Source organism: Moritella sp. 28, assembly GCF_018219435.1.
Lineage (GTDB): Bacteria > Pseudomonadota > Gammaproteobacteria > Enterobacterales > Moritellaceae > Moritella.
This window is the reverse complement of the sequence record NZ_CP056121.1, coordinates 785526-809477: the sequence shown is the minus strand read 5'-3', so window position 1 is coordinate 809477 and position 23952 is coordinate 785526. Positions and strand designations below refer to the sequence as shown.

Sequence of the window (23952 nt, the reverse complement as noted above, 5' to 3'; positions counted from 1 at the left end):
CCCTCTCTTCGCGTTATTATTCGCTATCACTGAACCAACAAATATTACGTGCAGCCATAATTAATTCACCCGCACGTTCATCCGTTAACTCTTCAACTTCACTTAAATCATCGATGCCTTGTTCTGCTAGTTCTTCCAGAGTTGTTACTCCGATACTTGCAAATACGTAAGCAAGGTGCTTTTCTAAGCCTTCAAGCGCTAATAAGTCTGCACTTGGTTCAGCACCTTCTAGTGATTCTTCTGCAGCGAGTGCAGATATCGTTAGTGCATTTTTAGCACGAGAACGTAATTCATCAACTAGATCTTCATCAAAACCCTCGATTTGTAAGAATTCGTTTACAGGAACGTAAGCGATTTCTTCTAATGACGAGAAGCCTTCTCCGATCAGTAGTTCAGCCATATCTTCATCGATATCTAATTTATCAGTGAAGATTGTCATCAGACGATCGTTTTCTTTTTGATGTTTTTCATTCGCGTCAGCAACTGTCATTACATTTAGTTCCCAACCAGTCAGTTGTGATGCTAAACGTACGTTTTGACCGTTACGGCCAATTGCTTGCGCTAGGTTATCTTGTTCAACAGCAATATCCATTGAATGCTGATCTTCATCAACAATAATAGAAGCAACTTCAGCAGGAGCCATTGCGTTGATAACAAACTGAGCAGGGTTATCATCCCAAAGGATAATATCAACACGCTCGCCGTTTAATTCACTTGATACAGCTTGTACACGTGCGCCACGCATACCAACACAAGCACCAACAGGATCGATACGTTTGTCGTTCGATTTAACCGCAATTTTAGCACGAGAGCCTGGATCACGAGCAGCTGCTTTTAGTTCAAGCATCTCTTCGTTGAATTCTGGCACTTCTACGCGGAATAATTCGATTAGCATTTCGTTACAAGCACGGCTAATAAATAACTGTGTGCCACGCGCTTCAGGTTTTACTTCTTTCAGTAAACCTTTAATACGGTCGCCAGTACGGAATGATTCACGTGGTAACATCTCATCACGGAACATTACTGCTTCAGCATTGTTACCCAGATCTAATACGACTGTTTCACGGTTAGCACGTTTTACTAAACCAGTGATTAGCTCACCTTCATGTTTAGCGTATTGCTGAACGATTAAATCACGTTCTGCTTCACGTACTTTTTGAATGATCACTTGTTTAGCTGTTTGCGTTGTTACACGGTCAAACACAACTGAATCAATTATATCTTCAATGTAACCACCAACCTCGATAGTTTCATCGTCATATTTAGCTGCATCCAGAGTAATTTCTGCGAAAGGATTCTCTAGAGGTTCACCTTTATCATCAATTACAAGCCAGCGACGAAACGTCTCGAAATTACCAGTTTTACGATCAATTTCAACACGAACTTCGATTTCGCCTTCATATCTTTTTTTAGTTGCTGTTGCTAGTGCAATTTCCAGTGCTTCGAAAATTTTCTCACGAGGTAGTGCTTTCTCGTTAGAAACTGCATCAACAACTAACAGAATTTCTTTATTCATTCCCGAACGCCTCGTTAGTCAAATTTTGGAACAATATTTGCTTTTTGAATATTTGCGTGCGCAAAGACTTCGTCTTTGCCATCAATTGTCACAGTGATCATCTCACCATCAACACTTTTGATTACGCCTTTAAATTTACGACGACCATTCACAGCCATACGTAATAATGCTTTAATTTCAGAACCACAGTACTCTTGGTAGTGTGACACTTTAAATAATGGACGTTCCATACCAGGTGAAGATACTTCTAAGAAGTACTCTGTACTGATTGGATCTTCAACATCCATGATAGCGCTAACTTGGTGACTTACTTTCGAGCAATCGTCAACAAAAATACCGTTTTCATGATCGATATAAACAAGTAATGTTGAGTGTTTACCCGCTCGTGTAAACTCAATACCAATAAGTTCAAAACCTAACATTTCAACTGTTGGTTCTAACAATTCAGTTAGTGTTTGTTCTAAACTCGCCAAAACAACCCCCTAAAAACAAAAAAAGGGCATATGCCCGTAATTTAAAAAATAAAAAGCCCCGACTATAAGGCGGGGCTTCTTACTACTAGACCTTGTATGCCACTTTCGCAGCGCTTATTAAATAAATAATAAGCAAGAAGCCAATAGTATTACGTAAATTACATTTACCAGAGATAAAATTAAATTTAAGTAATGCTATTTGCACACTGTTGACTAGCCTTATCAACAGGTATAAGAAATGGTTGCGGGAGCCGGATTTGAACCAACGACCTTCGGGTTATGAGCCCGACGAGCTACCAAACTGCTCCATCCCGCGACAACAATCTTACTGCGCTGATTATAGGCTATTGCTACTATAATAAGCAAGGCCAAATTCACTTAAATAGTGAAACTGCTTAACGGCAGTAATCAATAGACCTAAATTATTTTTAAATAAAGCGTATATACGAATTAAAATAACCGCTTAGCTCTATCTTTTATTAAAATCCAGGCAAAAAAAAACCTTAGTATCAGCTACTAAGGTTTTTCTTATTTGGTGCCGTGGGCGGGACTTGAACCCGCACGTCCTTTCGGACACCAGCCCCTCAAGCTGGCGTGTCTACCAATTTCACCACCACGGCTTATTCTTTATTGAGGTATGTCGCTATTGCTTACTGGCGCTACTGGCACATCACTTGTGATTGCAGGTTTCTCTGCATCTAAAATCACATCAGTCTTAGATTGTGTAGATAAGTTACCTAACGTTAGGCTTAACGCAAAAAACACAATTGCAAGCACTGCTGTTGCGCGAGTTAAAAAGTTACCTGAACCGCTAGCACCAAATACTGTATTTGAGCCACCTGAACCAAAGCTAGCACCCATATCAGCGCCTTTGCCCTGCTGCATTAGAACGAATCCAATGATTGCAAGTGCAACAATTAAGTAAATAACAATAATAACTTCGTACATTTTAATACCTAAATCTCAAAAGGTTTAATATAGCTTTATCGAACATCCTTACCCGAGGTAAGGGACACTTAAATCATACACAGTCACTTTGTAACTAAATAACATTAAGTGGTAAAGCGGAGGAGATATTATCTAACCTCCACCTTAGTTGCAAGCTGATTATTAAAAAAACAATGAATAAAAGGCTTTAGCACAAAACAACACCAGTTGCCGTATACAAATAAGCCTCAAACTACCCTTCACGCGAGTTTAAAACGTGGCTTTTACGGCATCTGCAATTTTATTGGCAAGCGCTAATACATGCGTTTCATCTTCACCTTCGACCATCACACGGATAAGTGGCTCAGTACCTGATTTACGTAACAATACACGACCACGATCAGCAAGTTCTTGTTCAACATCTGCTACCGACTGTTGTACTGACTCCGCTAATAGTGGATCTGAATCACCACTAAAACGAACATTCACTAATACTTGTGGGAATTTACTCATACCAGAGCGTAATTCTTTCAGCGTTAATCCACTATTAACCAGTGCAGCTAATACTAATAGGCTTGATACAATGCCGTCGCCTGTTGTGGTGTGATCCAGAGAAATAATATGGCCTGAATTTTCACCACCTATACGCCAACCTTTTTCAAGCATCATTTCAACCACATAGCGATCGCCAACCGCACTACGTGCAAATGGAACACCCAGAGACTTAAGCGCTAGCTCTAAGCCCATATTCGCCATTAATGTACCAACGACACCACCTTTTAATACGCCATTACGCAGTGCATCACGTGCAATAATGTAAAGAACTTCATCACCATCAATCACATAGCCAGTATGATCAACCATCATCAGACGATCGCCATCACCATCATAAGCGACACCTAAATCAGCTTTTTCAGCAAGTACACGTGCAGCCAATGCTTCAGGCGCCGTTGCCCCACAACCATCATTAATGTTCAAACCATTTGGCTCGACACCGATTGTAATGATCTCTGCGCCTAACTCTCTAAATACGTTTGGTGCGATATGGTAAGTTGCACCATGGGCACAATCCAACACAATTTTCAGCCCCTTTAAACTTGCGCGAGGCGGGAATGTACCTTTACAATATTCAATATAACGACCCGCTGCGTCATCAATACGTACTGCTTTACCTAATTCAGCTGATTCAACGCAGGTTAATTCTTTGTCTAATTGCGCTTCAATCGCTAGTTCAACGTCATCCGGTAGCTTAGTACCGTTTGCAGAGAAGAACTTAATACCGTTATCGTGGTATGGATTGTGTGATGCACTGATCACAATACCCGCTTCAGCACGGAATGTACGCGTTAAATAAGCAACCGCCGGCGTCGGCATTGGTCCCATAAACGCGACGTCAAGCCCTGCAGCAGATAAACCCGCTTCTAAAGCACATTCCAACATATAACCAGAAATACGGGTATCTTTACCGATGAGGACTTTTCTTGTCCCTTGCTTTGCAAGTACCTTACCTGCAGCCCAGCCCAATTTAAGTGCAAACTCAGGTGTGATTGGTGCTACACCTACAAGACCTCGAATACCATCGGTACCAAAATACTTTCTTGACATATTTAATCCCTAATATTTTTATTTTTGGTCCAGCGATACACTTAACCATATTCTATTTTTAAAATGAAAAACTATATACTGTATATAGCGTTCGTTATTTTATTAGCGCACACGATGTTTTTTGAGCTGAGCGACAATCGCTAAAGTATCAGCAGTCTCTCGTACATCATGCACACGAAATATATGGGCACCATCTGTAGCGGCACTATTTGCACACGCAAGACTGCCAGCTAAACGCTGAGACTCATCACATTGCAATAAATTACCTATCATCGACTTTCGTGAAACACCAATCAAAATGGGTAAATCAAATTGATGAAATAGCGGTGTATCAGCGAGTAATTGATAATTCTGTTCTAGCGTTTTACCAAAACCAAAGCCCGGGTCGAGAATAATATTTTCACGCTTAATGCCTGCATTAATACAGTCACCGATTCGCTGTTGTAAAAACGCGATCACTTCTGCCGTTACATCTTGATAAGATGGTGCATCTTGCATTGTACTTGGCTGGCCTTGCATGTGCATAATACACACAGGCACAGCAAGTTCTGCCGCAGCTTGTAGTGCACCTTCTTGCTGCAGTGCTCTCACATCATTAATAATGTGCGCACCCGCAGCAATGGCTTCACGCATCACTTGTGCCTTACTGGTATCGATAGAAATAACCACATCTAGATTTGTTGATATGCGTCTAATAATAGGAATAACACGGGCAAGCTCTTCTTCTAAGCTAACAGCACTGGCGCCAGGACGCGTAGATTCACCGCCAATATCAATGATCTTAGCGCCATCAGCGACCATTTGTTGTGCTTGTTTAAAGGCTGCATCTAAAGTGTGATACTGACCGCCATCAGAAAATGAGTCAGGTGTGACATTTAAAATGCCCATGACTACTGGTTTACTTAGATCGAGTATTTTAACACGACTGCTATTGGTCTCTAAGTTTAACTGCATTATCATCCTATCCCTAAAAAAAAACCCCGAGTTACGCTCGAGGTTTATTCTATCATGAATTAATAGCTATAAAGTAATACTGAGTAAGCGAGGCTTATTCTGTATCTTTTTTATTGCTATCTTCTTCATTATCTATTTTAGTTTCTTTTTTAGCATCTTTAGTACTGTCGCTATCAATAGTACCGTAGCTTTCGCCCCAGTCCGCTGGAGCGCGAACTTCAACACGTGCCATTAGATCATCAATTTGCTTGGCATCAATGGTTTCATACTTCATCAATGCATCTTTCATTGAATGAAGAATATCCATATTGTCCGTTAACAGCTGATGCGAACGTTTATAGTTACTTTCAACCAAATAACGAATTTCATCATCAATCAGTTTTGCGGTCTCATCAGACATACTTGCAGCCTGTGTACCACCACCACCAAGGAAGATTTCACCTTGCTCATCAGCAAACTTCATCGGACCTAATTTTTCAGATAGACCCCATTGCGTTACCATTTTACGAGAAATATCTGTAGCACGTTCAATATCATTGGATGCGCCCGTTGATACACTGTCTTTACCAAAGATGATTTCTTCAGCAATACGACCACCGTAAAGGCTTGAGATCATGCTTTCTAAATGACGTTTTGAATGACTAACACGATCTTGCTCAGGTAAGTACATAGTGACACCTAGTGCGCGACCACGTGGAATGATACTTACTTTATAAACTGGATCATGATCCGGTACTAAGCGACCAACGATTGCGTGACCAGCTTCATGGTACGCTGTCATCGTTTTCTCTTCTTCGCTCATTAACATGCTCTTACGTTCAGCACCCATTAAGATCTTATCTTTAGCTTTTTCAAACTCAGCCATTGATACTGTACGTTTATTACTACGAGCTGCAAATAGTGCTGCTTCGTTAACAAGGTTAGCAAGTTCAGCACCTGAGAAACCTGGGGTACCACGTGCAATAAGTACAGTTTCAACATCATCACTAATTGGCACTTTACGCATATGCACTTTTAAGATCTGTTCACGACCACGGATATCAGGAAGACCAACCGTTACCTGACGATCAAAACGGCCTGGACGTAATAGCGCAGGATCAAGTACGTCTGGACGGTTCGTCGCAGCAATAACAATGATACCTTCATTACCTTCAAAGCCATCCATTTCAACTAGCATTTGGTTAAGCGTTTGCTCACGTTCATCGTGACCGCCACCCATGCCAGAACCACGTTTGCGGCCTACAGCATCGATTTCATCGATAAAGATGATACAAGGTGATGATTTTTTCGCTTGTTCAAACATGTCACGCACACGAGATGCACCCACACCCACAAACATTTCAACGAAATCAGAACCTGAAATAGTGAAAAATGGTACTTTTGCTTCACCAGCAATAGCCTTAGCAAGTAATGTTTTACCTGTACCTGGTGAACCAACCAATAAGATACCGGTTGGGATTTTACCACCCAATTTCTGGAAGCGACTTGGGTCTTTTAAGTAATCAACCAATTCAGCAACTTCTTCTTTTGCTTCATCACAGCCTGCAACATCAGCAAACGTCGTTTTAATTTGGTCTTCACTCATTAAGCGTGCTTTACTTTTGCCAAATGACATAGCACCTTTACCGCCGCCACCTTGCATTTGACGCATGAAGAATACCCAAACACCGATCAGTAATAGCATTGGGAACCAAGAGATGAAGATAGAAGTCAATAAACTTGCTTCCTCTTCAGGCTCACCAAATACTTTAACGTTATTGTTTAGCAGATCATTTAATAGCTGTGGATCTTCCGCTGGTAAGAAAGTAACGAATTTCTGTCCACCTTGGCTAACACCACGGATAGTACGTCCGTTGATCTTAACTTCGTTAACTTGTTTATTTCTAACTTGTTGTACAAATGAACTGTAATCTAACTGATTACTTGAACTCTCATTTGGTCCGAAACTCTGAAATACTGACATTAATACGACTGCAATAACCAGCCATAAAATCAGATTTTTTGCCATATCACTCAAAATCTAGCCTCTCCGGGTCTTAAGTTCCCTGAAAAAAAACAGTTGATACACTCAATATATTCTAAATATAGACAGTTTAACAACAACTTACATTTTAAATTTTAATCCTGTGGTCCTTACAATTAAAATGCAAGGCTGCAGAACCCTTTAGATATTCTCTACTGTCTACTCAAATATATCAAGACTTGGCTATTTATTAACATAATTAAATGTTAATTGATGACAAATCTTGATTTAATTCTTCAATAGCAGCAGTGATATTACTTTTGTCACAGGTCACAATAATTTAGCCTTTATAACCTGTCGCAACAATGAAAACTTCGCGTGAACGAGCACGTGATGAATCCGGTTTTCTGGTTTTAACTACAGTAAACATACTACGTACATCTTTCATGAATTGCTCAAAGCCTTCACCTTGAAATACTTTAACCGCAAAACTGCCATTTGGTTTAAGCACTTCACGACACATTTCGAGAGCAAGTTCAACCAAGTACATTGCAGCGGGCTGATCGACACCGATATTGCCACTCATATTTGGTGCCATATCAGAAATAACTACATCAATCTGACCATCACCGACTTTAGCTAGTAATGCTGATAATACTTTTTCATCTCGGAAATCACCTTGCAAGAAATCGACGCCTGCAATTGGATCCATAGCTAAAATATCACAAGCAATAACACGACCTCTATCACCTAATTGTTTAACCGCATATTGTGACCAACCACCTGGAGCTGCACCAAGGTCAACAATATTCATACCCGGTTTTAATAATTTATCTTTTGCTTGAATTTCTTCAAGCTTAAAAGTTGCACGTGAACGCAACCCTTGCTTCTTCGCATCTTTCACATATTTATCGTTGTGATGCTCTTGCAGCCAATTCTTTGAACTGCCCTTTTGGGTACTTTTTTTCTTCGGTGTCGGGGTCATCTGAAAGCCTGTTAATAATATTTTTTTAAACCATTACCATAATGGCATGGTATTAAGATGAAGATGAAGCTAAAATTACTCTTTTTCAACCCTAAGTAATAAGAAATTTAAAATATGGCATTAAGCAACAAACAAAAGCAACACCTAAAAGGTTTAGCACATTCATTAAAACCTGTCATCTTACTAGGCCAACACGGCTTAACAGAAGGTGTAATGGCTGAAATTGAAGTAGCGCTAGCACATCATGAATTAATCAAAATTAAAGTTGCGTCAGAAGACCGTGACCAAAAAGCATTAGTAATGGATACCATTGTAAAAGAAGCTAACGCAGAAAAAGTACAAAGTATTGGCCATACACTGGTTATTTATCGTACAAGTGATGAAAAGAAAATCATACTGCCAAAAAAATAATAGCTTTATGAGTATCCAGCTGGGCAAGGAATCCCAGCTCGACTATACCCAGTGTTAAAACTGGGTCACAGTACACCGTAATTCGTATCTGTATTTTCATGAAGTGTGTCGATAGTTAGATATATTCTACCGATACAATTTCAAATTCAATCGCGCCGCCCGGCGTCGTCACAACCGCAACATCATCGACACTTTTGCCTACTAAACCACGCGCAATTGGTGAATTAATTGAAATACGATTTTGTTTAATATTCGCTTCATCATCACCCACTAGGTTGTAAGTTATTTCCTCTTCCGTTTCAGTGTTATAAATTGTCACTGTACAACCAAAGATAACACGACCATTGTTTGCCATTTTTGTTACATCAATAATTTGGCAATTTGATAACTTGCCTTCAATATCTTGAATACGGCCTTCACAAAACCCTTGCTCTTCACGTGCCGCATGGTATTCCGCATTTTCTTTTAAATCGCCGTGTTCACGCGCTTCAGCAATTGAATTCACAATTTCAGGACGGCGAACAGTTTTAAGACGTTCGAGCTCTTCACGTAAATTATCTGCACCACGTGCAGTCATTGGGATAATATTACTCATAATACTTTTATAACCTTTTAATCAATTCATTATCATGACATTACTGAGTTTTACAGCGCCGACAATGTTTACAATCACAATGCCCCTATTGTAATACGAATATGACGATACTTCACCTTATTCAAACCATTAAACACATTAAATCTGGTTATTGAGACCTTTGATTGCTCATTAATAACCAGCTTTAAAATTCGACTTAACACGCTATTTTACGCACATTTCACCCAACACAAGTGAAGTCATGATCGTAACAACTAAAACTAAACTTTTGCATACAAATTAAAATACTCAACAACAAAAATATCATGAATCACAACAGTCAGCACGGATAAAAAGATTAAGACTCACACTAATCAGCACTTCAACATCATCGAGAGCCCAAAGTATTAAAAGTTACACTTTTCTCATAAATAGCTAGCCAAACGAATAAAATATGTGCATAATGTACTCAATCCATTAACACCAAGGACATTATCATGAAAGAATTTATAGCCGTTTTTACTGTTTTAACCACTTTAGCCATCACAAGTGGTGCTTTACCATCAATCGCTAGCCTATAGTTTAAAATACCAAAAACAGCATGGAAAAGTTTATTGTTTTATAACGCTTGATTATAAATAGACGAAAACTTCTCTATGCTGTTTTTTTTATGCCTACATATAACCCTCTTTTACTCACTTCCCTCTAAATTTCATCTGAAAGATAATATTCAGAATCGCATCATTAATAATTCAAATTTTATTTATATTAGCAACTTTATTTGTTAGAACTTCGATATAGCTAAAAGAAATCGTTTTCTCTATCCGTATACTCTGCTCTTCTTAATTATGGACAAATATATAGAAAGGATTAATAAGTTTACTGATGATGAACATGGATATGATTTATTTACTCGATTTAGCGGGTACCGCCGTTTTTGCAATATCAGGCGTACAAGTTGCAGGGCAGATGCGCATGGACCCATTTGGCGCTACAGTATTGGCTGCCGTAACCGCGATTGGAGGTGGTACAATACGTGATGCTATTTTAGATGTAGGCCCTGCATTCTGGGTGCACGACCCCGTTTACCTCACCGTTATTATTCTGACGTCTATGTTAACCATTTTGTTTGCTAACCGTAATCATCGCATGCCGCCAATATTATTACCCCTTGCGGATGCAGTAGGCTTAGCCTTATTTACCGTACTGGGTACGCAGAAAGCTTTGGCTTATGGCGCACCGGGGATGACCGCGGTAGTTATGGGTGTGATCACCGGTGTTGCAGGAGGTATTATTAGAGACTTGTTAGCCAGTCGCGTACCGATGGTATTACAAAAAGATATTTATGCGACTGCATCTGTCTTGGGAGGCCTAGTTTATACTGGCGCACTACTCATTGGCATAACTGAAGATTTAGCGATGTTACTCGCCATGACAGGGGTATTTACACTCCGAATGGCCGCAGTGCATTGGCATTTAAGATTACCTATCTTTGTTTTAAAACACCACCGCTCGTAAATTACATTCGCTAACAGCCTAAAACTAAAAAGCCCGTTATGACAATTATCATAACGGGCTTAAATTATTTATCAGCAGTTAGCCAAGTGTAATACGTGCAAACTTACGTTTACCAACTTGGTATACGGCTGTACCCGCAGTCGGCACAAGACGTGTATCTTCTACTTTTTCGCCATCAATCTTAACAGCACCCTGCTTGATCATACGCATCGCTTCCGATGTCCCTGATACTAAACCAGCACCTTTTAATAAGTTAGCAATTGCGATTGCATCACTTACTGCAAAATCAAACTCTGGCATTTCATCTGGGATCGCATTTTTTGAAAAACGCTGCGTGAAATCATTATGTGCGCTTTCTGCTGCCGCTTCATCGTGAAAACGGGCAATGATTTCTTTTGCTAATGAAATTTTAACATCACGTGGGTTAACAGCATCTGCCGCGATATCAGCTTTGAACTTTTCAATTTCAGCTAATGGACGGAATGATAATAATTCGAAGTAGTTCCACATCAACTCATCAGTGATAGACATGATCTTACCGAACATCTCATTCGGTGCATCTGTTACACCAATATAGTTGTTCGCTGATTTAGACATTTTTTTCACGCCATCAAGACCAACAAGCAGTGGCATCATGATGACCGTTTGTGGCTTCTGACCTTCTGCTTTTTGTAATTCACGACCCATTAATAGGTTGAATTTTTGATCTGTACCGCCAAGCTCAACATCCGATTGCAGCGCAACTGAATCATAACCTTGTAATAATGGGTACATAAATTCGTGGATCGCGATACCTTGATTTGACGCATAGCGTTTTTTGAAGTCATCACGCTCTAGCATACGTGCAACTGTTTGTTGCGACGCCAAACGGATCATGCCCGCAGCACCTAATTCGTTTAACCACGTAGAGTTAAATTCAATGCGTGTTTTTGACTCATCTAAAATTTTGAATACTTGATCTGTATACGTTTTCGCATTAACAAGTACATCTTCACGTGTTAGTGGTGGACGTGTCGAATTTTTACCTGACGGGTCACCCACGGTTGCAGTGAAGTCACCAATCAAGAAGATAACTTCATGACCAAGGTCTTGAAATTGACGTAACTTGTTTAAGATAACAGTATGGCCTAAATGTAGATCAGCACCTGTTGGATCAGCACCTAATTTAATTCTTAGCGGACGACCTTCTTTCAGTTTTGCTACTAATTCTTCTTCAACTAGGATTTCTTCTGTACCACGTTTGATTTCACGTAACGCATCATTGATTTGCGTCATAATATTAAGCTCCACACTTATTACCTAAATATAATAACTCTATACTACTGGATAGCATCACAATTGAAAACCATTGCACTGAGGCAATACCGTTAATTTGGTGATAATTTTTTTGCACAGACCTTAGTATTTGTTAGAATATGTACCTTCTTTTAAAATTGCCACAAGGTTGTGCTTTCATATGTCATTCGGTAACCGTTTTAAGCAATTACCAAAACTGCACCGAACCTTCATTCTAATTATCTTTGGTTTGATCATTACACTGCTGTTACTCCCAGTCTCCACCAGCGCACCACTATCATCAGATGCAGACTCTTTTTATATATACCAAGTTGGTGATCGTTACAGTTTAAAATTACCTCGCATCACCTCGGCAGAAAATAAGCCGGTTAAATCACGATTAACCAGTGAGGAAATTATTGTTCGCGCGGGTGATAACCTATCGTTAATTGGTCAACGTAGCCATTTATCGACAAAAACCATCTATGAAATAGACAAATTGTCATCGGCTAAACGCTTACGCAGTATCTATCCAGGACAAAAACTAACCATCACAACGAATAATGATGGCCAATTTGTTGAGCTTATTTACCCTTACAGCGCCACCGAATCGTTACACATTAATAAAACAGCTGATGGTTACACAACTAACACCCTTAAAAACAAAATAGAAGTCAGAGAAACATTCACGCGTGCAGAGATCACCAGTAACTTCTGGAATGCAGGTGTTAAAGGTAAAATGCCAGCAAAACAAATCATGAACTTAGCCACAATATTTGGTTGGGATATCGATTTCGCCCTCGACATTCGAGCGGGCGACAGTTTTGCAGTGATTTATGAAGAACAATATATTGATGGTGATTTTGTTTCTACAGGTAATATCCTTGCCGCAGAGTTCATCAACCAAGGTGATAAATTTCAAGCGGTACGCCATAAAGATGGCAGCTACTATACCCCGTCAGGACGCTCTATGCGTAAAGCCTTCTTACGCGCTCCGGTAAACTTTAAATATATCAGCTCTAGTTTTAACCGTAATCGCCGTCATCCAGTAACAGGTAGAGTACGTGCGCATAATGGTATTGATTACGCAGCTAGAACAGGTACCCCTATTGTATCTGCAGGTGATGGTAAAGTTATCGCATCTGCTTATAATCGCTTTAACGGTAATTACGTCTTTATTAAACATAACGCTAATATTGTCACTAAATACCTGCACATGAATAAGCGTAGTGTCAAACAAGGACAGCGGGTTAAACAGAATCAAAAAATTGGTACGGTTGGTGCGACGGGTCGCGTAACGGGCCCCCATTTACATTATGAATTCTTAGTGAATGGTAAGCACAAAAATCCAAAAACAGTGTCACTACCAAAAGCAGAGTCATTACGCGGTAGTGAAAAGACCAAGTTTGTCTCCGAAGCGAAGGGCATCATAGAGCAATTGGAAAATAATGCGAAATTATACAGTCTAATCGCACAATAAAGATAAACGGCTGATTTTAGGGAGCGACAATGCCAAACAAACGTGAGTTATATATCGGACTGATGTCTGGAACCAGCATTGATGGTATTGATGCTGCCTTAGTCGCATTTGAGCATGGCAAGTGCCAACTTATTGCCCAGCACTTACAAGCTATGCCTGCGAAGCTAACGGCTCAACTGCATCAATTGTGTCGTCCTAACGGCAATGAAATAAGCACACTTGCCACCATCGAGCAACCGCTTGCTGAAACCTTTGCGCTTGCTTGTGATCAATTGCTGGCTAAAACACAGTATACCGCCAAAGACATCACAGCTATTGGTTCTCATGGTCAAACGGTACGTCACCACCCCGAGCATGGCTTCACCTTACAAATCGGAGATGCTAATATTCTTGCCGCCTTGACCAATATTGATACCGTCGCTGACTTTAGACGCAAAGATATGGCCCTTGGTGGTCAAGGTGCGCCCTTAGTCCCTGCTTTCCATCAGGCTGTATTTCAACACCAGAGTATCAATCGCGCCATTGTTAACATCGGTGGTTTAGCCAATATAACCTACTTGCCAAGCTTGCAGCAGAATAAATCCATTATTGGCTATGATACTGGTCCGGGGAATACCCTACTCGACGCCTGGTTTACTGCTAAAAATAACAGCCTAAAAAGCTACGATGAAGATGGCCAATGGGCAAAATCAGGGGTTGTTATTGAGTCTTTACTAACTTCATTATTAAAGCATGAATTTTTTGCGCTAATCCCCCCCAAAAGTACGGGTCGAGAATTATTTAATTTAGCTTGGCTACAAGGCTATTTAGACATTTTAGCGGTCCCTTATTCAAATGCTGATGTCCAACGAACATTAACTCGCTTTACTGCAGTCTCGGTTGCGAATGAAGTCAATAAATTAATGCTTAGCAATAATGATGGGGATATAAATGGTGAGGTGTATATTTGTGGTGGTGGCGCGGCCAATCCATTGTTAATGGCAGACTTAGCACAATTATTACCAGTTACACCTGTAATGACAACCACAGAAATAGGCATTGATCCTGATTGGGTTGAAGCGATTGCGTTTGCTTGGTTAGCGAAGCAACATATCCATAAACAGCCGGGTAATTTACCTGCGGTCACAGGCGCAAGCCGCTTAGCAATTTTGGGGGCTTTTTATCCCGCAGGTTAAGACCATGACATCACGATAGTAACGAACATAAAAAGATGATAAAAAAATAGAGCCAAACGGCTCTATTTTTATTCGATTCTTACTTATATCGACAATTAAGCTTGCGTATCAATTGTTGGAGTTGGTGTTGCTACCGCTTTTGAGATCATCACCATTGCAGGTCGGATTAGACGACCATTTAGTTCATAACCTTTTTGCATCACAGTAATCACTGTATTTGGTTCAACATCAGCACTTTCGATCATGCTCATTGCCTGATGTAACTCAGGGTTGAATTTTTCACCTTCAGGATTAACAGATTTAACACCAAATTTTTCTAATGCAGATTCCAGTGATTTAGCTGTTAGTTCAATACCTTCAATCAACGGTAGTAATGCTTCATTTGCTTTATCAGCATGTAACAGACCACGTTCCATGTTATCAATAACAGGCAGTAATTCATTAGCAAACTTTTCTAGCGCGAATTTCTTTGCTTTATCAACATCAATCGCAGCACGGCGACGAATGTTATCAGCATCAGCTTTCGCACGTAATGCAGTATCTTTAAATTCAGCTGCTGATGCAGTTGCTTTCGCTAGTTCAGCTTCTAATGCAGCGATGCGTGCTACAGACTCATCAACTTCCACAGTCGCTTCTTCAACAGCAACCTCTTCAACTGTAACATCTTCAACTACAGGCTGTGCTTCAGTTTCTGTTACTAATTGCTCTTCAACTTTCTTTTCAGCCTGTACTTTTTGCTTTTCGCTGCTCATTACTTTCTCCGACATTCGATTCAGCATACTCTATAATTAGTACGCTATATTACAATTAATGGTTTATACAGAAATATAATGGGGATCCTAACACGAGATTCAAGTCAAATTCATCCCTAGTTACACCCTACAGTAAAAATAGTTCTAAATAACACACTATAAATTATTAATTAAGCGACATTTAGATCGCGTTTATACTTTGAATCTTGAAGTGGCTTAAGTATATACTGACCCCATACTTACTTAGTGGAATCAAGGCAATGAAGAGAGAATTCAAAACCATCGGGTTAATCGGAAAACCCAAACACCCAGAAACAACCAAAACCCTTATTGCCCTGCACAATTTTTTAACCGAACACCAATACAAGGTTATTGTTGATAGTCGTGTATCTCAAGACCTAGGCATGGATAATATCGTATCACGGCCACTGATGGACCTAGGTGAAGAAGCGGATCTTGCCATTGTGGTTGGTGGTGACGGCAACATGCTTGGTGCTGGTCGCGTATTATCCCGTTTTGATATTGCCGTTATCGGGGTTAACCGGGGTAATTTAGGTTTCCTGACCGATCTTGATCCTGAAGCTTTTGATGACCATTTATTGGGCGTACTTAAAGGCGAGTATATCTCGGAAAAGCGTATTTTATTAAACACATCTATTTATCGCTACGGGATGTTAAAAGCCACCAACTTGGCCTTTAATGAAACAATCTTACACCCAGGTAAGATCCCCGCGATGATTGAATTTGAAGTCTACATTGATGATAGCTTTATGCTGAGCCAACGTGCCGATGGCCTATTAGTCTCAACACCTACAGGCTCAACAGCTTATTCGTTATCTGCCGGTGGTCCAATCCTATCTCCAAGTCTAGAAGCAATCACCTTAATGGCGATGTTCCCTCATACACTATCAAGCCGCCCTATTGTCATCAACGCCAATAGCACGATTAAATTAGTTGTTTCGCCAAATAATGAAGAAAATATGATGGTCAGTTGTGATGGCCACGTCCATATTGGCGTGCTTCCTGGTGATGAAATTATCATCAAACGAGATAAAAACCATCTCAATTTGATCCACCCGAAAAGCTATGATTACTTTAATGTTTTACGTGAAAAATTAGGCTGGGGAAGCAAATTATTTTAGTCTGAACGCAGCGCTATAAAGGCTTATCCCATGTTAAGCCTATCCTTTCACGTCCCTGTATCTTGATCACAAATTGAAAATAAAACCCTCAACTAAAAGCAAAGTATTTACACTTATGGGTCAGTGTATATATACTGTATATAAAACCAGCCTGATAAAATAAACAGGGTACAGTATGCTAACGCAACTCACTATTCATAATTTTGCTATCGTTAAATTTTTAGAACTTGAACTAAAGTCAGGCATGACAACCGTAACTGGTGAAACAGGTGCAGGCAAATCCATAGCCATTGATGCGCTTGGTCTTGCTTTAGGTTCTCGTGCTGATGCCAGTACAGTTAGGCCCGGCGAGAAAAAAGCTGAAATCAGCGCCATTTTTACCGTAGAAGAAAGCTCCCTCGCCTACAAATGGCTAGCAGAGCACGAATTAAATAATGAAGATGAATGTATCCTGCGCCGTGTTATCACTGCAGAAGGCCGCTCTAAAGGCTATATCAACGGTGTCCCCGTCCCATTGCAACAACTTAAAGCACTGTCTCAATTTTTGGTTCAGGTACATGGACAACATGCACATCAAACTTTATTAAAACCAGAAATCCAATTGGCGATCCTCGATGGTTATGCCAGCCATACAAAATTACAGACGAGCGTCCGTGATAGTTACCGAAATTGGCATAATTTAGCGGATGAAGAAAAGAAACTAATACAAAACCAGCAACAACGGGCAGCCAGACAACAGCTATTACAATATCAAGTATCAGAGCTTGACGAGTTTGCCTTAGCCGATGGTGAATATAGCCAGATTGAAGCTGAACATAAACTTTTAGCCAACAGCACTGAATTAGTCCAAGAGTGTATGACGAGTTTAGACACACTGTATGAGAATGAAGACAATACCATCTGCAGCATGTTGCAAATGGTAACTCAGCGTTTAGAAAACTTGCTAGACATGGATCCAAAATTAAAGTCAATCACAGATACCTTGCAAGAAGCTGTTGTATTAGCCGAAGAAGCCGGTAATGAACTTCGCAGTTACACAGATAATCTTGACCGCGACCCTGAACAATTTGAGTACCTTGATGAACGTTTAGGTAAGGCCTTAGAGCTCGCACGTAAACACCAAGTACCCGCAGATCAGCTCGCAACACATCATCAAATGCTAAAATCTGAATTAGACAATATTGCCGGTGACGATGAACGAATTGAGAGTATCAAGCTAGAGCTACAAGAATCTGAAGCTAAGTATCATCAACAATCAACAAAACTATCATCAAGTCGTCAAAAATACGCAAAGCAGTTAAACAAACTGATCACGGCAAGCATGCATGAACTGAGTATGGAAAATGGTTGTTTTGAAATAACCCTTGAAAGCAGTGAACATAAAACACCAAATCCACAAGGTTTGGATGATATTAATTTCTTAGTTTCAACGAACCCAGGGCAACCATTACAAGCACTGGGTAAAGTGGCATCAGGTGGTGAGTTATCACGTATAAGCTTAGCAATCCAAGTGATCACAGCGCAGAAAATATCAACACCAACGTTAATCTTTGATGAAGTAGATGTGGGCATCTCAGGGCAAACCGCCTCTATTGTTGGCAAACTATTACGTCAATTAGGCAATAAAACCCAAGTCATGTGCGTGACTCATTTACCGCAAGTCGCATCCAAAGGTCATCAACAAATGTTTGTGAGTAAAACCACCGATGGTAAAACTACCGAAACCTGCATGAAGCCCTTAAGCCAAGAAAAACGTATTGAAGAGTTAGCGCGTTTACTTGGAGGAGACAAGATCACCGCATCGACGTTAAGTAATGCCGAAGAAATGTTAATTTAACCCCCCACATTAAAGACAATGCGGGAACTAATTCCTGCTTTTGTCTTCTAATTGGCTTAACCCTAAGTAAACCGACTAAATACATCGATTTACTTCACTCGCCAGCCGAGTTACTATTTACCTATCTATATGGACTTAATTAGTAAAATACTTATGCGCTTAAAACACTTACTTATTGCAGGCTTGGCCATCTTCAGTTTATCGGGCTGTTCAATTCTTGAAAAACTAGTTTATAAAATTGATATTCCACAAGGTAATTATGTCGAAGATGATCAAGTAGACAAATTACGTGTTGATATGACGAAAGAACAAGTTACTTTTGTACTTGGTAGTCCAATGTTGGTTGATTCATTTGACCGTGATGTGTGGAATTACTTATATCGCTTCAAAACAGGGCGTGGCGAAGTAACAAGTAAGCAACTGGTATTAACCTTTGAAAGTGATAAACTGAAAACGGTGGTTGGTGATTATCCACTAAACCCTAACTTTTCAACGCCACTTGATAGATAAATTAAGAACAAGAAATGATTGATAATATAAATCACAACCTAAATTGAGTTGTGATTTATATTATTCTCTATCTTATTTTTTGGCCTGTTTTTTCGTGAATCCGCCCATCTTCTTTGGCTTTTTCAGCACGGCGCTTACGCATCTCTTTAGGGTCGGCAGTTAATGGCCTATATATTTCAACACGTTCACCATCTTCAACCACAGTATCCAATTTGATTAAGCGACTATAGATACCTAATTTATTTTTGTTCAGCTCAATCTCAGGATATTTGACTAATATACCCGATGCTTCAATCGCTTGTTGGGCAGTCGAACCTTGCTCCAAACTTACCGTAAAAGTAATTTGTTCTTTCGGTAATGCATAAATAACTTCTACCTTAATTTTGGTCGACACCATAAACCTCTTTTGCACGCTCTGTAAAAGATTGCACCATGTTATTAACTAAATCAGAGAAAATACGCCCAAACGCCACTTCCACTAATTTACTGCTGAATACAAAATCTAGATCTAAAGTTACTTTACATGCGGTTTCATCTAACGCTTTAAACGTCCAACCACCTGTAAGCTTTTTAAACGGCCCATCAACGAGATCCATTTTTACTTCTTGCCCAGGTATTAGCGTATTCTTAGTGGTAAATGTTTTGCTAATACCGGCTCTGGCAACGTCAACTGCTGCTGTCATTTGATTATCATGCTCATCTAAAATGCGTGTACCAGTACAACCTGGTAAAAAATCTGGGTATGCATTCACATCGTTTACTAAATTAAACATTTGGTCAGCGCTATACATTAACAGTGCGCTGCGTGTTATCCGTGGCATACGTGTTCCTATATTGAAAACAACAATCAAAAAATTAAATCGCTTACTAATGGCTCAATCTCTCTCTGCCAGTAGTAATAAGTAGCCAACTTTAGCATTTATCTGCATAAAATTCATTTGTTATTCCGTGCAAAGTAAGACTAGTACTAGGATAAAATTCGATTTTGTTATAAGATTTATAACATTAAATTCCGTCAATGATGGGTGCATAAAGATAAATTATGGCTAAGAAAAAACCAAAAAAAAGCGAAAACACCATCGCGAGAAATAAAACGGCTAGTTTCGAATATAAAATCGAAGATCGCTTGGAAGCAGGATTAGAACTCCAAGGTTGGGAAGTTAAATCATTACGCGCCGGTAAAGTAAACATTACCGAAAGTTATGTGTTTATTAAAAACGGTGAAGCATTTATGTCTGGTGCGCAGATCATGCCACTCGACGCCGCGTCGACACACGTAGTTTGCAACCCGACACGTATTCGTAAGTTATTATTAAACAAGCGTGAATTAGAAGTACTAGCAAGTAAAGTAGACCGTCAGGGTTATACTATTGTTGCAACATCAATGTACTGGAAGCAAGCTTGGGTCAAAATCAACATAGGTCTTGCTAAAGGTAAGAAAGAGCACGATAAACGTTCAGATGTGAAAGATCGTGAATGGAAAATAGACAAAGAACGAATGATGAAACACAAAGTTCGTTAATGTGTTGCAATTCTACACTATTAGCGTAGAATTTTAGTTCTGGGGTCGATTTAGGATTCGACGAGATTCACGAAACCCTAGGTGCATGTCGAGGGGCGGTTGGCCTCGTAAAAAGCCGCACTGTTATAGTTGCAAACGACTCTAACTACTCTCTAGCAGCTTAGGCTAGCTAGCCATCATTTAGAACCCTGCCCGAGGGTCTCTAATATTGTATGGTCATTAAATATCGGGATCGCGTGGACTCTTCGCTCGTAGAGAAAGCGCTAAACTCAATCGAGCACGCTTTTGTTCGGCCTGTCACTCGGCTTAATAAAAAGTTAAATTAATAGAGATGACTAAACATGTAGTACCGCGGATGTAGGTTTTTCGGACGGGGGTTCAACTCCCCCCGACTCCACCAAACGCAAGTTAGAACGGCACCCTCCTAAGTGTCGCAGCCCATTGAATGGTTTGATTCAATGGGCTTTTCTTTATCTAAAATTCAGAAAAAGCTTATAAAACACAGTTTTTTTTAGTAAGTAAATCAATGGAGTGGTTATGAATAAGATAGTTTTAATGATTTGTCTGTGCGTGTCACTTCAAGGTTGTAGCAGTTTCGGTGGTGGTTCAGCATCTGAATTTCCATCGGTATTAGGTGGAAAGGCTGAAGAAAAAGAGAAAAGTCCTCTCCTTGGTATTACACAATTCATGTCAGTAATGTCACTGCTAAAAACCCAAGTAGAATAAGTTTAGCGGATACAGTAATTCATAACACGTTGCTGTTTATAGCAATGGTGCATGAGGTAATAATGAAACATTTAAAATTAATCATCTTTCTTTGTATGTTAAATCAAGGTTGTAGCTTCCATTCTAACCTGCCAATGAACCAGCCAGTAAACCTACCAATGAACCAACCAATGAGTCAGATTCAAGCGTTAGCGCCTGCAACAGTTGAAGATGCCATAGAAGATCAACCAATTAGCGTTGACGGGTTAGGCTCACAGCAAATAGATCCAAGTGATATCGTTTATGACGACGGTAAGAAACTAGAAGAACCTAAAAAAGAAGCAGTGCCAGTGCAAAAAGATGCTAATGGCGATATTAAAAATATGTCTGATACCAGCGACTTTATGCCAAAACCAAAGTCTTATTGGATGTAATCAATAAATAAAATGAGAAACCAAGGTTTTACACTACTCGAATTAGTGATCGCTATTATTGTATTAGGCATATTAGCCGCAGCTGCTGTGCCTAAATTTATAAATATACAAGACGATGCTAAAAATGCATCACTGCATGCAGCAAGTGCGGCATTAAATAGCGCGGCTAATCTCGTTCACTACAGAGCTCAGTTAGACGGTGTCAATAAACTAGAAAAAAGTACTGTTAAGATTAATGGCGAAGTCGTTAATCTTTTTTATGCATATCCTTCTGGCACGCCTGAAGATATAAATAAAATCGTAAGCCTAGAAGGATTTAAAGTTCGTCTTGGTAGAAGCATTGGGGCAACTATCATCAGCCTTGAAGACTCAAGTGATACTGGTGATGCCTGTATTAAATATTGGCAGGCAAGTTCCAATAGTGCTTTTAAGATTGACGAAGGAACATTGATACCAACTGGCGAATGTTTATAAATAATATAGGCGCGTAAAATGAGTCTATGTCCCACAAAGCATGGACGCATACTCTTAACAACAAACAGATTTAGCACCAAGGCTTCATCAATCAAGCAACCCTTCTTACCACCCCAATTAGCTTTTAACGTTATGAGGGCTCTCTGATGTAGCATTACTTTCTAAGCTACTATGCTTGGCTGAATGATAACTAAAGCGGTGTTGGTTGTTTTTCACTTTTCCGAAAAAAGTATAGTTCCACAAATTTTTTGCATACGAAAAAAGGGTTGCCTCGCTAGCCGTATTAACCAACAAAGGGAGATTTTTCCTAAAGACTTTAGTCGCGGGGGCTAATCGATAGTGAGGGATATTAGGATAGAAGTGATGAACTTGATGTAAGTTGATGTGGTGGCAGAAAATGTTCCACCATGAGATGTTACGGTCAATAGTTGTTAAGCTACCTTTCAACGGTGTCCACTCTTTATCAGAATGCCAAACCAATTTCTCATCATTATGCTGTAAGAAAGTGATAATGATAAAATAGTATGAATAAACTTGCAGGGGAATAACATAATACAAAAGTACGTTCACTGCGCCATATTGAAATGACAGCACGGCCAAAAATAGGAACATACACATAACAGCAAAGAGTGACGTTTTCATTTTACTCTTTCGGCTTTTAAACAAAGGGTCAGTGTAAGAATAATGATTGATTCCATGTCTTGAAATCCCAACCAAATAGCACCAATAGGCAAAACCACTTAGTGCCAAGAGTGCACTGGCTTTACGGCTTACTTTACTGCCTTCTCGAACCGGGCCATATCCTTCATCTTTATCAATATGCCCACAATACCTATGGTGGTTTCTATGAGTAAATTTCCATTGTTCATACGGTAGTAACAAAAACGAGTGTACTAATAGACCAACACCATCGTTGATTAGTCTATTTTTAGAAAATGCTTTATGACCACAGTCGTGTCCCAATAAGAAAAATCCCCAAAAACACTTACCTTGAAGAAAGAAATAACTTAACCAAGCTATTTCAAAAAATGGAGAAGAAAGGGATTCAAAATAATAAATTGCGACCAAGAGCAACACTAAAGATAATGCTAAATTAACTAAAAAATAACTGATAGAAGTTAGCGTATTACATTCAAAATACTTCTTTGGCATTGCGCGCCGAATATCTTGTAGAGTTACTTGTTCTTGCTTGCTATCCATAAAATTAAATCCCGATGTACTGTTAACTTAGTATCAAACAAGTTACTGATGCTGTCGCTAATAACTTCCCTGAAGCGTCTAGTAAGCGTCCTTCACCCACTGCTGTTTTTCTACCAGTGTGAATTGCATTACCTTCACAAATAACTAAGCCTGTTTCGATCGTAATTGGTCGAATAAAGTTTACTTTTAGATCGATAGTGCTAAACCCTACTCCCTGCGGCAAAGTGGTATGAATTGCGCAGCTTATACAAGAATCTAATAGTGTAGAAAATACACCGCCATGTACTCCACCAATAGTGTTGTAGTGATATTCTTCTGCGTTAAATTCAAAGCGCATATAACCCTTATCTACGTCACAATTATCGACCCCCATCAAGCTCATAATTGGTGGCATAGGAAGATCACCATCAGCTATGCTTTTTAAATAGTCGTAACCACTCATTTTCATTGCGCTTTTAGCCCCAATCATAGGATCTGCCCAATCAAATGTTCTTGTTCTGTTTTCAATGATGTTTTTCAT

General features: G+C 39.7%; 25 protein-coding genes, 2 tRNA genes and 1 other RNA gene. 12 read left to right on the top strand and 16 right to left on the bottom strand.

Annotated elements, in window-relative coordinates; all coding sequences use genetic code 11:
* Nucleotides 1-16 precede the first annotated feature (16 nt).
* From nusA to rlmE, 9 genes are all read right to left on the bottom strand, one after another.
* A complete protein-coding gene (nusA, locus tag HWV02_RS03730; RefSeq protein ID WP_211678508.1) occupies nucleotides 17-1516 on the bottom strand; it encodes a transcription termination factor NusA in 1500 nt (499 codons plus the stop codon).
* Nucleotides 1517-1530: 14 nt separating this feature from the next.
* Complete coding sequence (gene rimP, locus HWV02_RS03725) at nucleotides 1531-1989, bottom strand: ribosome maturation factor RimP (RefSeq protein WP_211674122.1); 459 nt, start codon at nucleotides 1987-1989, stop codon at nucleotides 1531-1533.
* 239 nt (nucleotides 1990-2228) lie between these two features.
* Nucleotides 2229-2305 (bottom strand) — tRNA-Met (locus tag HWV02_RS03720).
* Nucleotides 2306-2522: 217 nt separating this feature from the next.
* Nucleotides 2523-2609 (bottom strand) — tRNA-Leu (locus tag HWV02_RS03715).
* A gap of 7 nt (nucleotides 2610-2616) precedes the next feature.
* Nucleotides 2617-2937, bottom strand: coding sequence for a preprotein translocase subunit SecG (gene secG / locus HWV02_RS03710; protein WP_211678507.1), 321 nt, complete (start codon nucleotides 2935-2937; stop codon nucleotides 2617-2619).
* Nucleotides 2938-3186: 249 nt separating this feature from the next.
* A complete protein-coding gene (gene glmM / locus HWV02_RS03705) occupies nucleotides 3187-4521 on the bottom strand; it encodes a phosphoglucosamine mutase (RefSeq protein ID WP_211678506.1) in 1335 nt (444 codons plus the stop codon).
* A 102-nt stretch (nucleotides 4522-4623) separates the two neighbouring features.
* The gene (gene folP, locus HWV02_RS03700) at nucleotides 4624-5475 is read right to left on the bottom strand and encodes a dihydropteroate synthase (RefSeq protein WP_211678505.1); all 852 of its coding nucleotides are present in this window, start codon (nucleotides 5473-5475) and stop codon (nucleotides 4624-4626) included.
* Between the two features lie 94 nt (nucleotides 5476-5569).
* A complete protein-coding gene (ftsH, locus tag HWV02_RS03695; protein ID WP_211678504.1) occupies nucleotides 5570-7483 on the bottom strand; it encodes an ATP-dependent zinc metalloprotease FtsH in 1914 nt (637 codons plus the stop codon).
* Nucleotides 7484-7778: 295 nt separating this feature from the next.
* Nucleotides 7779-8423 (bottom strand): 23S rRNA (uridine(2552)-2'-O)-methyltransferase RlmE, encoded by a 645-nt coding sequence (rlmE, locus tag HWV02_RS03690; protein WP_211678503.1) that lies wholly within the window; start codon nucleotides 8421-8423, stop codon nucleotides 7779-7781.
* Between the two features lie 114 nt (nucleotides 8424-8537).
* Here rlmE and yhbY point away from each other — a divergent pair, with 114 nt between their 5' ends.
* Nucleotides 8538-8834 carry a ribosome assembly RNA-binding protein YhbY gene (gene yhbY, locus HWV02_RS03685; RefSeq protein WP_211674116.1) on the top strand — a complete coding sequence of 99 codons (297 nt, stop codon included), beginning with the start codon at nucleotides 8538-8540 and terminating at the stop codon, nucleotides 8832-8834.
* A 115-nt stretch (nucleotides 8835-8949) separates the two neighbouring features.
* Here the strand turns inward: yhbY and greA are convergent, their stop codons facing one another.
* On the bottom strand, nucleotides 8950-9429 hold the full coding sequence (gene greA, locus HWV02_RS03680; RefSeq protein ID WP_211674115.1) for a transcription elongation factor GreA: 480 nt from the start codon (nucleotides 9427-9429) through the stop codon (nucleotides 8950-8952).
* An 873-nt stretch (nucleotides 9430-10302) separates the two neighbouring features.
* On the opposite strand from greA, the gene HWV02_RS03675 reads away from it, so the two are divergent.
* Nucleotides 10303-10926 (top strand): trimeric intracellular cation channel family protein, encoded by a 624-nt coding sequence (locus tag HWV02_RS03675; RefSeq protein ID WP_211678502.1) that lies wholly within the window; start codon nucleotides 10303-10305, stop codon nucleotides 10924-10926.
* A 78-nt stretch (nucleotides 10927-11004) separates the two neighbouring features.
* Here the strand turns inward: HWV02_RS03675 and tyrS are convergent, their stop codons facing one another.
* Nucleotides 11005-12201: a tyrosine--tRNA ligase gene (gene tyrS / locus HWV02_RS03670; RefSeq protein ID WP_211674114.1), complete on the bottom strand. Its 1197-nt coding sequence runs from the start codon at nucleotides 12199-12201 to the stop codon at nucleotides 11005-11007.
* A 181-nt stretch (nucleotides 12202-12382) separates the two neighbouring features.
* Here tyrS and HWV02_RS03665 point away from each other — a divergent pair, with 181 nt between their 5' ends.
* Together HWV02_RS03665 and HWV02_RS03660 are read left to right on the top strand one after the other, a co-directional pair.
* The gene (locus HWV02_RS03665; protein WP_211678501.1) at nucleotides 12383-13681 is read left to right on the top strand and encodes a peptidoglycan DD-metalloendopeptidase family protein; all 1299 of its coding nucleotides are present in this window, start codon (nucleotides 12383-12385) and stop codon (nucleotides 13679-13681) included.
* A gap of 29 nt (nucleotides 13682-13710) precedes the next feature.
* Entirely contained in the window at nucleotides 13711-14856 is a 1146-nt protein-coding gene (locus HWV02_RS03660) for an anhydro-N-acetylmuramic acid kinase (protein WP_211689741.1), read from the top strand.
* Between the two features lie 95 nt (nucleotides 14857-14951).
* Here HWV02_RS03660 and grpE read toward each other — a convergent pair whose 3' ends face one another.
* Nucleotides 14952-15608, bottom strand: a complete 657-nt coding sequence (gene grpE / locus HWV02_RS03655; protein ID WP_211678499.1) for a nucleotide exchange factor GrpE — start codon at nucleotides 15606-15608, stop codon at nucleotides 14952-14954.
* 260 nt (nucleotides 15609-15868) lie between these two features.
* On the opposite strand from grpE, the gene nadK reads away from it, so the two are divergent.
* The 3 genes from nadK (at nucleotide 15869) to bamE (ending at nucleotide 19097) form a co-directional block, all read left to right on the top strand.
* Complete coding sequence (gene nadK / locus HWV02_RS03650) at nucleotides 15869-16750, top strand: NAD(+) kinase (RefSeq protein WP_211678498.1); 882 nt, start codon at nucleotides 15869-15871, stop codon at nucleotides 16748-16750.
* A 175-nt stretch (nucleotides 16751-16925) separates the two neighbouring features.
* Entirely contained in the window at nucleotides 16926-18587 is a 1662-nt protein-coding gene (gene recN / locus HWV02_RS03645) for a DNA repair protein RecN (protein ID WP_211689740.1), read from the top strand.
* Between the two features lie 153 nt (nucleotides 18588-18740).
* A complete protein-coding gene (gene bamE / locus HWV02_RS03640) occupies nucleotides 18741-19097 on the top strand; it encodes an outer membrane protein assembly factor BamE (protein WP_211678496.1) in 357 nt (118 codons plus the stop codon).
* A 67-nt stretch (nucleotides 19098-19164) separates the two neighbouring features.
* Here bamE and HWV02_RS03635 read toward each other — a convergent pair whose 3' ends face one another.
* Both HWV02_RS03635 and HWV02_RS03630 read right to left on the bottom strand, forming a co-directional pair.
* Complete coding sequence (locus HWV02_RS03635; protein ID WP_211678495.1) at nucleotides 19165-19494, bottom strand: RnfH family protein; 330 nt, start codon at nucleotides 19492-19494, stop codon at nucleotides 19165-19167.
* Nucleotides 19475-19918 carry an SRPBCC family protein gene (locus HWV02_RS03630; protein ID WP_211674106.1) on the bottom strand — a complete coding sequence of 148 codons (444 nt, stop codon included), beginning with the start codon at nucleotides 19916-19918 and terminating at the stop codon, nucleotides 19475-19477. Before HWV02_RS03630 ends, HWV02_RS03635 begins: the two co-directional genes overlap by 20 nt.
* A 221-nt stretch (nucleotides 19919-20139) precedes the next feature.
* Between HWV02_RS03630 and smpB the strand changes: the two genes are divergently transcribed.
* The 5 genes from smpB (at nucleotide 20140) to HWV02_RS03605 (ending at nucleotide 22232) form a co-directional block, all read left to right on the top strand.
* Nucleotides 20140-20619, top strand: coding sequence for an SsrA-binding protein SmpB (gene smpB / locus HWV02_RS03625; RefSeq protein WP_211674105.1), 480 nt, complete (start codon nucleotides 20140-20142; stop codon nucleotides 20617-20619).
* Between the two features lie 41 nt (nucleotides 20620-20660).
* Nucleotides 20661-21019, top strand: a transfer-messenger RNA (tmRNA) gene (gene ssrA / locus HWV02_RS03620).
* A 137-nt stretch (nucleotides 21020-21156) separates the two neighbouring features.
* Nucleotides 21157-21345 carry a hypothetical protein gene (locus tag HWV02_RS03615; RefSeq protein ID WP_211689739.1) on the top strand — a complete coding sequence of 63 codons (189 nt, stop codon included), beginning with the start codon at nucleotides 21157-21159 and terminating at the stop codon, nucleotides 21343-21345.
* 62 nt (nucleotides 21346-21407) lie between these two features.
* Nucleotides 21408-21758, top strand: coding sequence for a hypothetical protein (locus HWV02_RS03610; protein ID WP_211689738.1), 351 nt, complete (start codon nucleotides 21408-21410; stop codon nucleotides 21756-21758).
* Between the two features lie 12 nt (nucleotides 21759-21770).
* Nucleotides 21771-22232 (top strand): type II secretion system protein, encoded by a 462-nt coding sequence (locus tag HWV02_RS03605; protein ID WP_211689737.1) that lies wholly within the window; start codon nucleotides 21771-21773, stop codon nucleotides 22230-22232.
* Between the two features lie 117 nt (nucleotides 22233-22349).
* On the opposite strand, the gene HWV02_RS03600 is transcribed toward HWV02_RS03605, so the two are convergent.
* On the bottom strand, nucleotides 22350-23432 hold the full coding sequence (locus HWV02_RS03600; RefSeq protein WP_211678491.1) for a fatty acid desaturase: 1083 nt from the start codon (nucleotides 23430-23432) through the stop codon (nucleotides 22350-22352).
* Nucleotides 23433-23454: 22 nt separating this feature from the next.
* The gene (locus HWV02_RS03595; protein ID WP_211678490.1) at nucleotides 23455-23952 is read right to left on the bottom strand and encodes a PaaI family thioesterase; all 498 of its coding nucleotides are present in this window, start codon (nucleotides 23950-23952) and stop codon (nucleotides 23455-23457) included.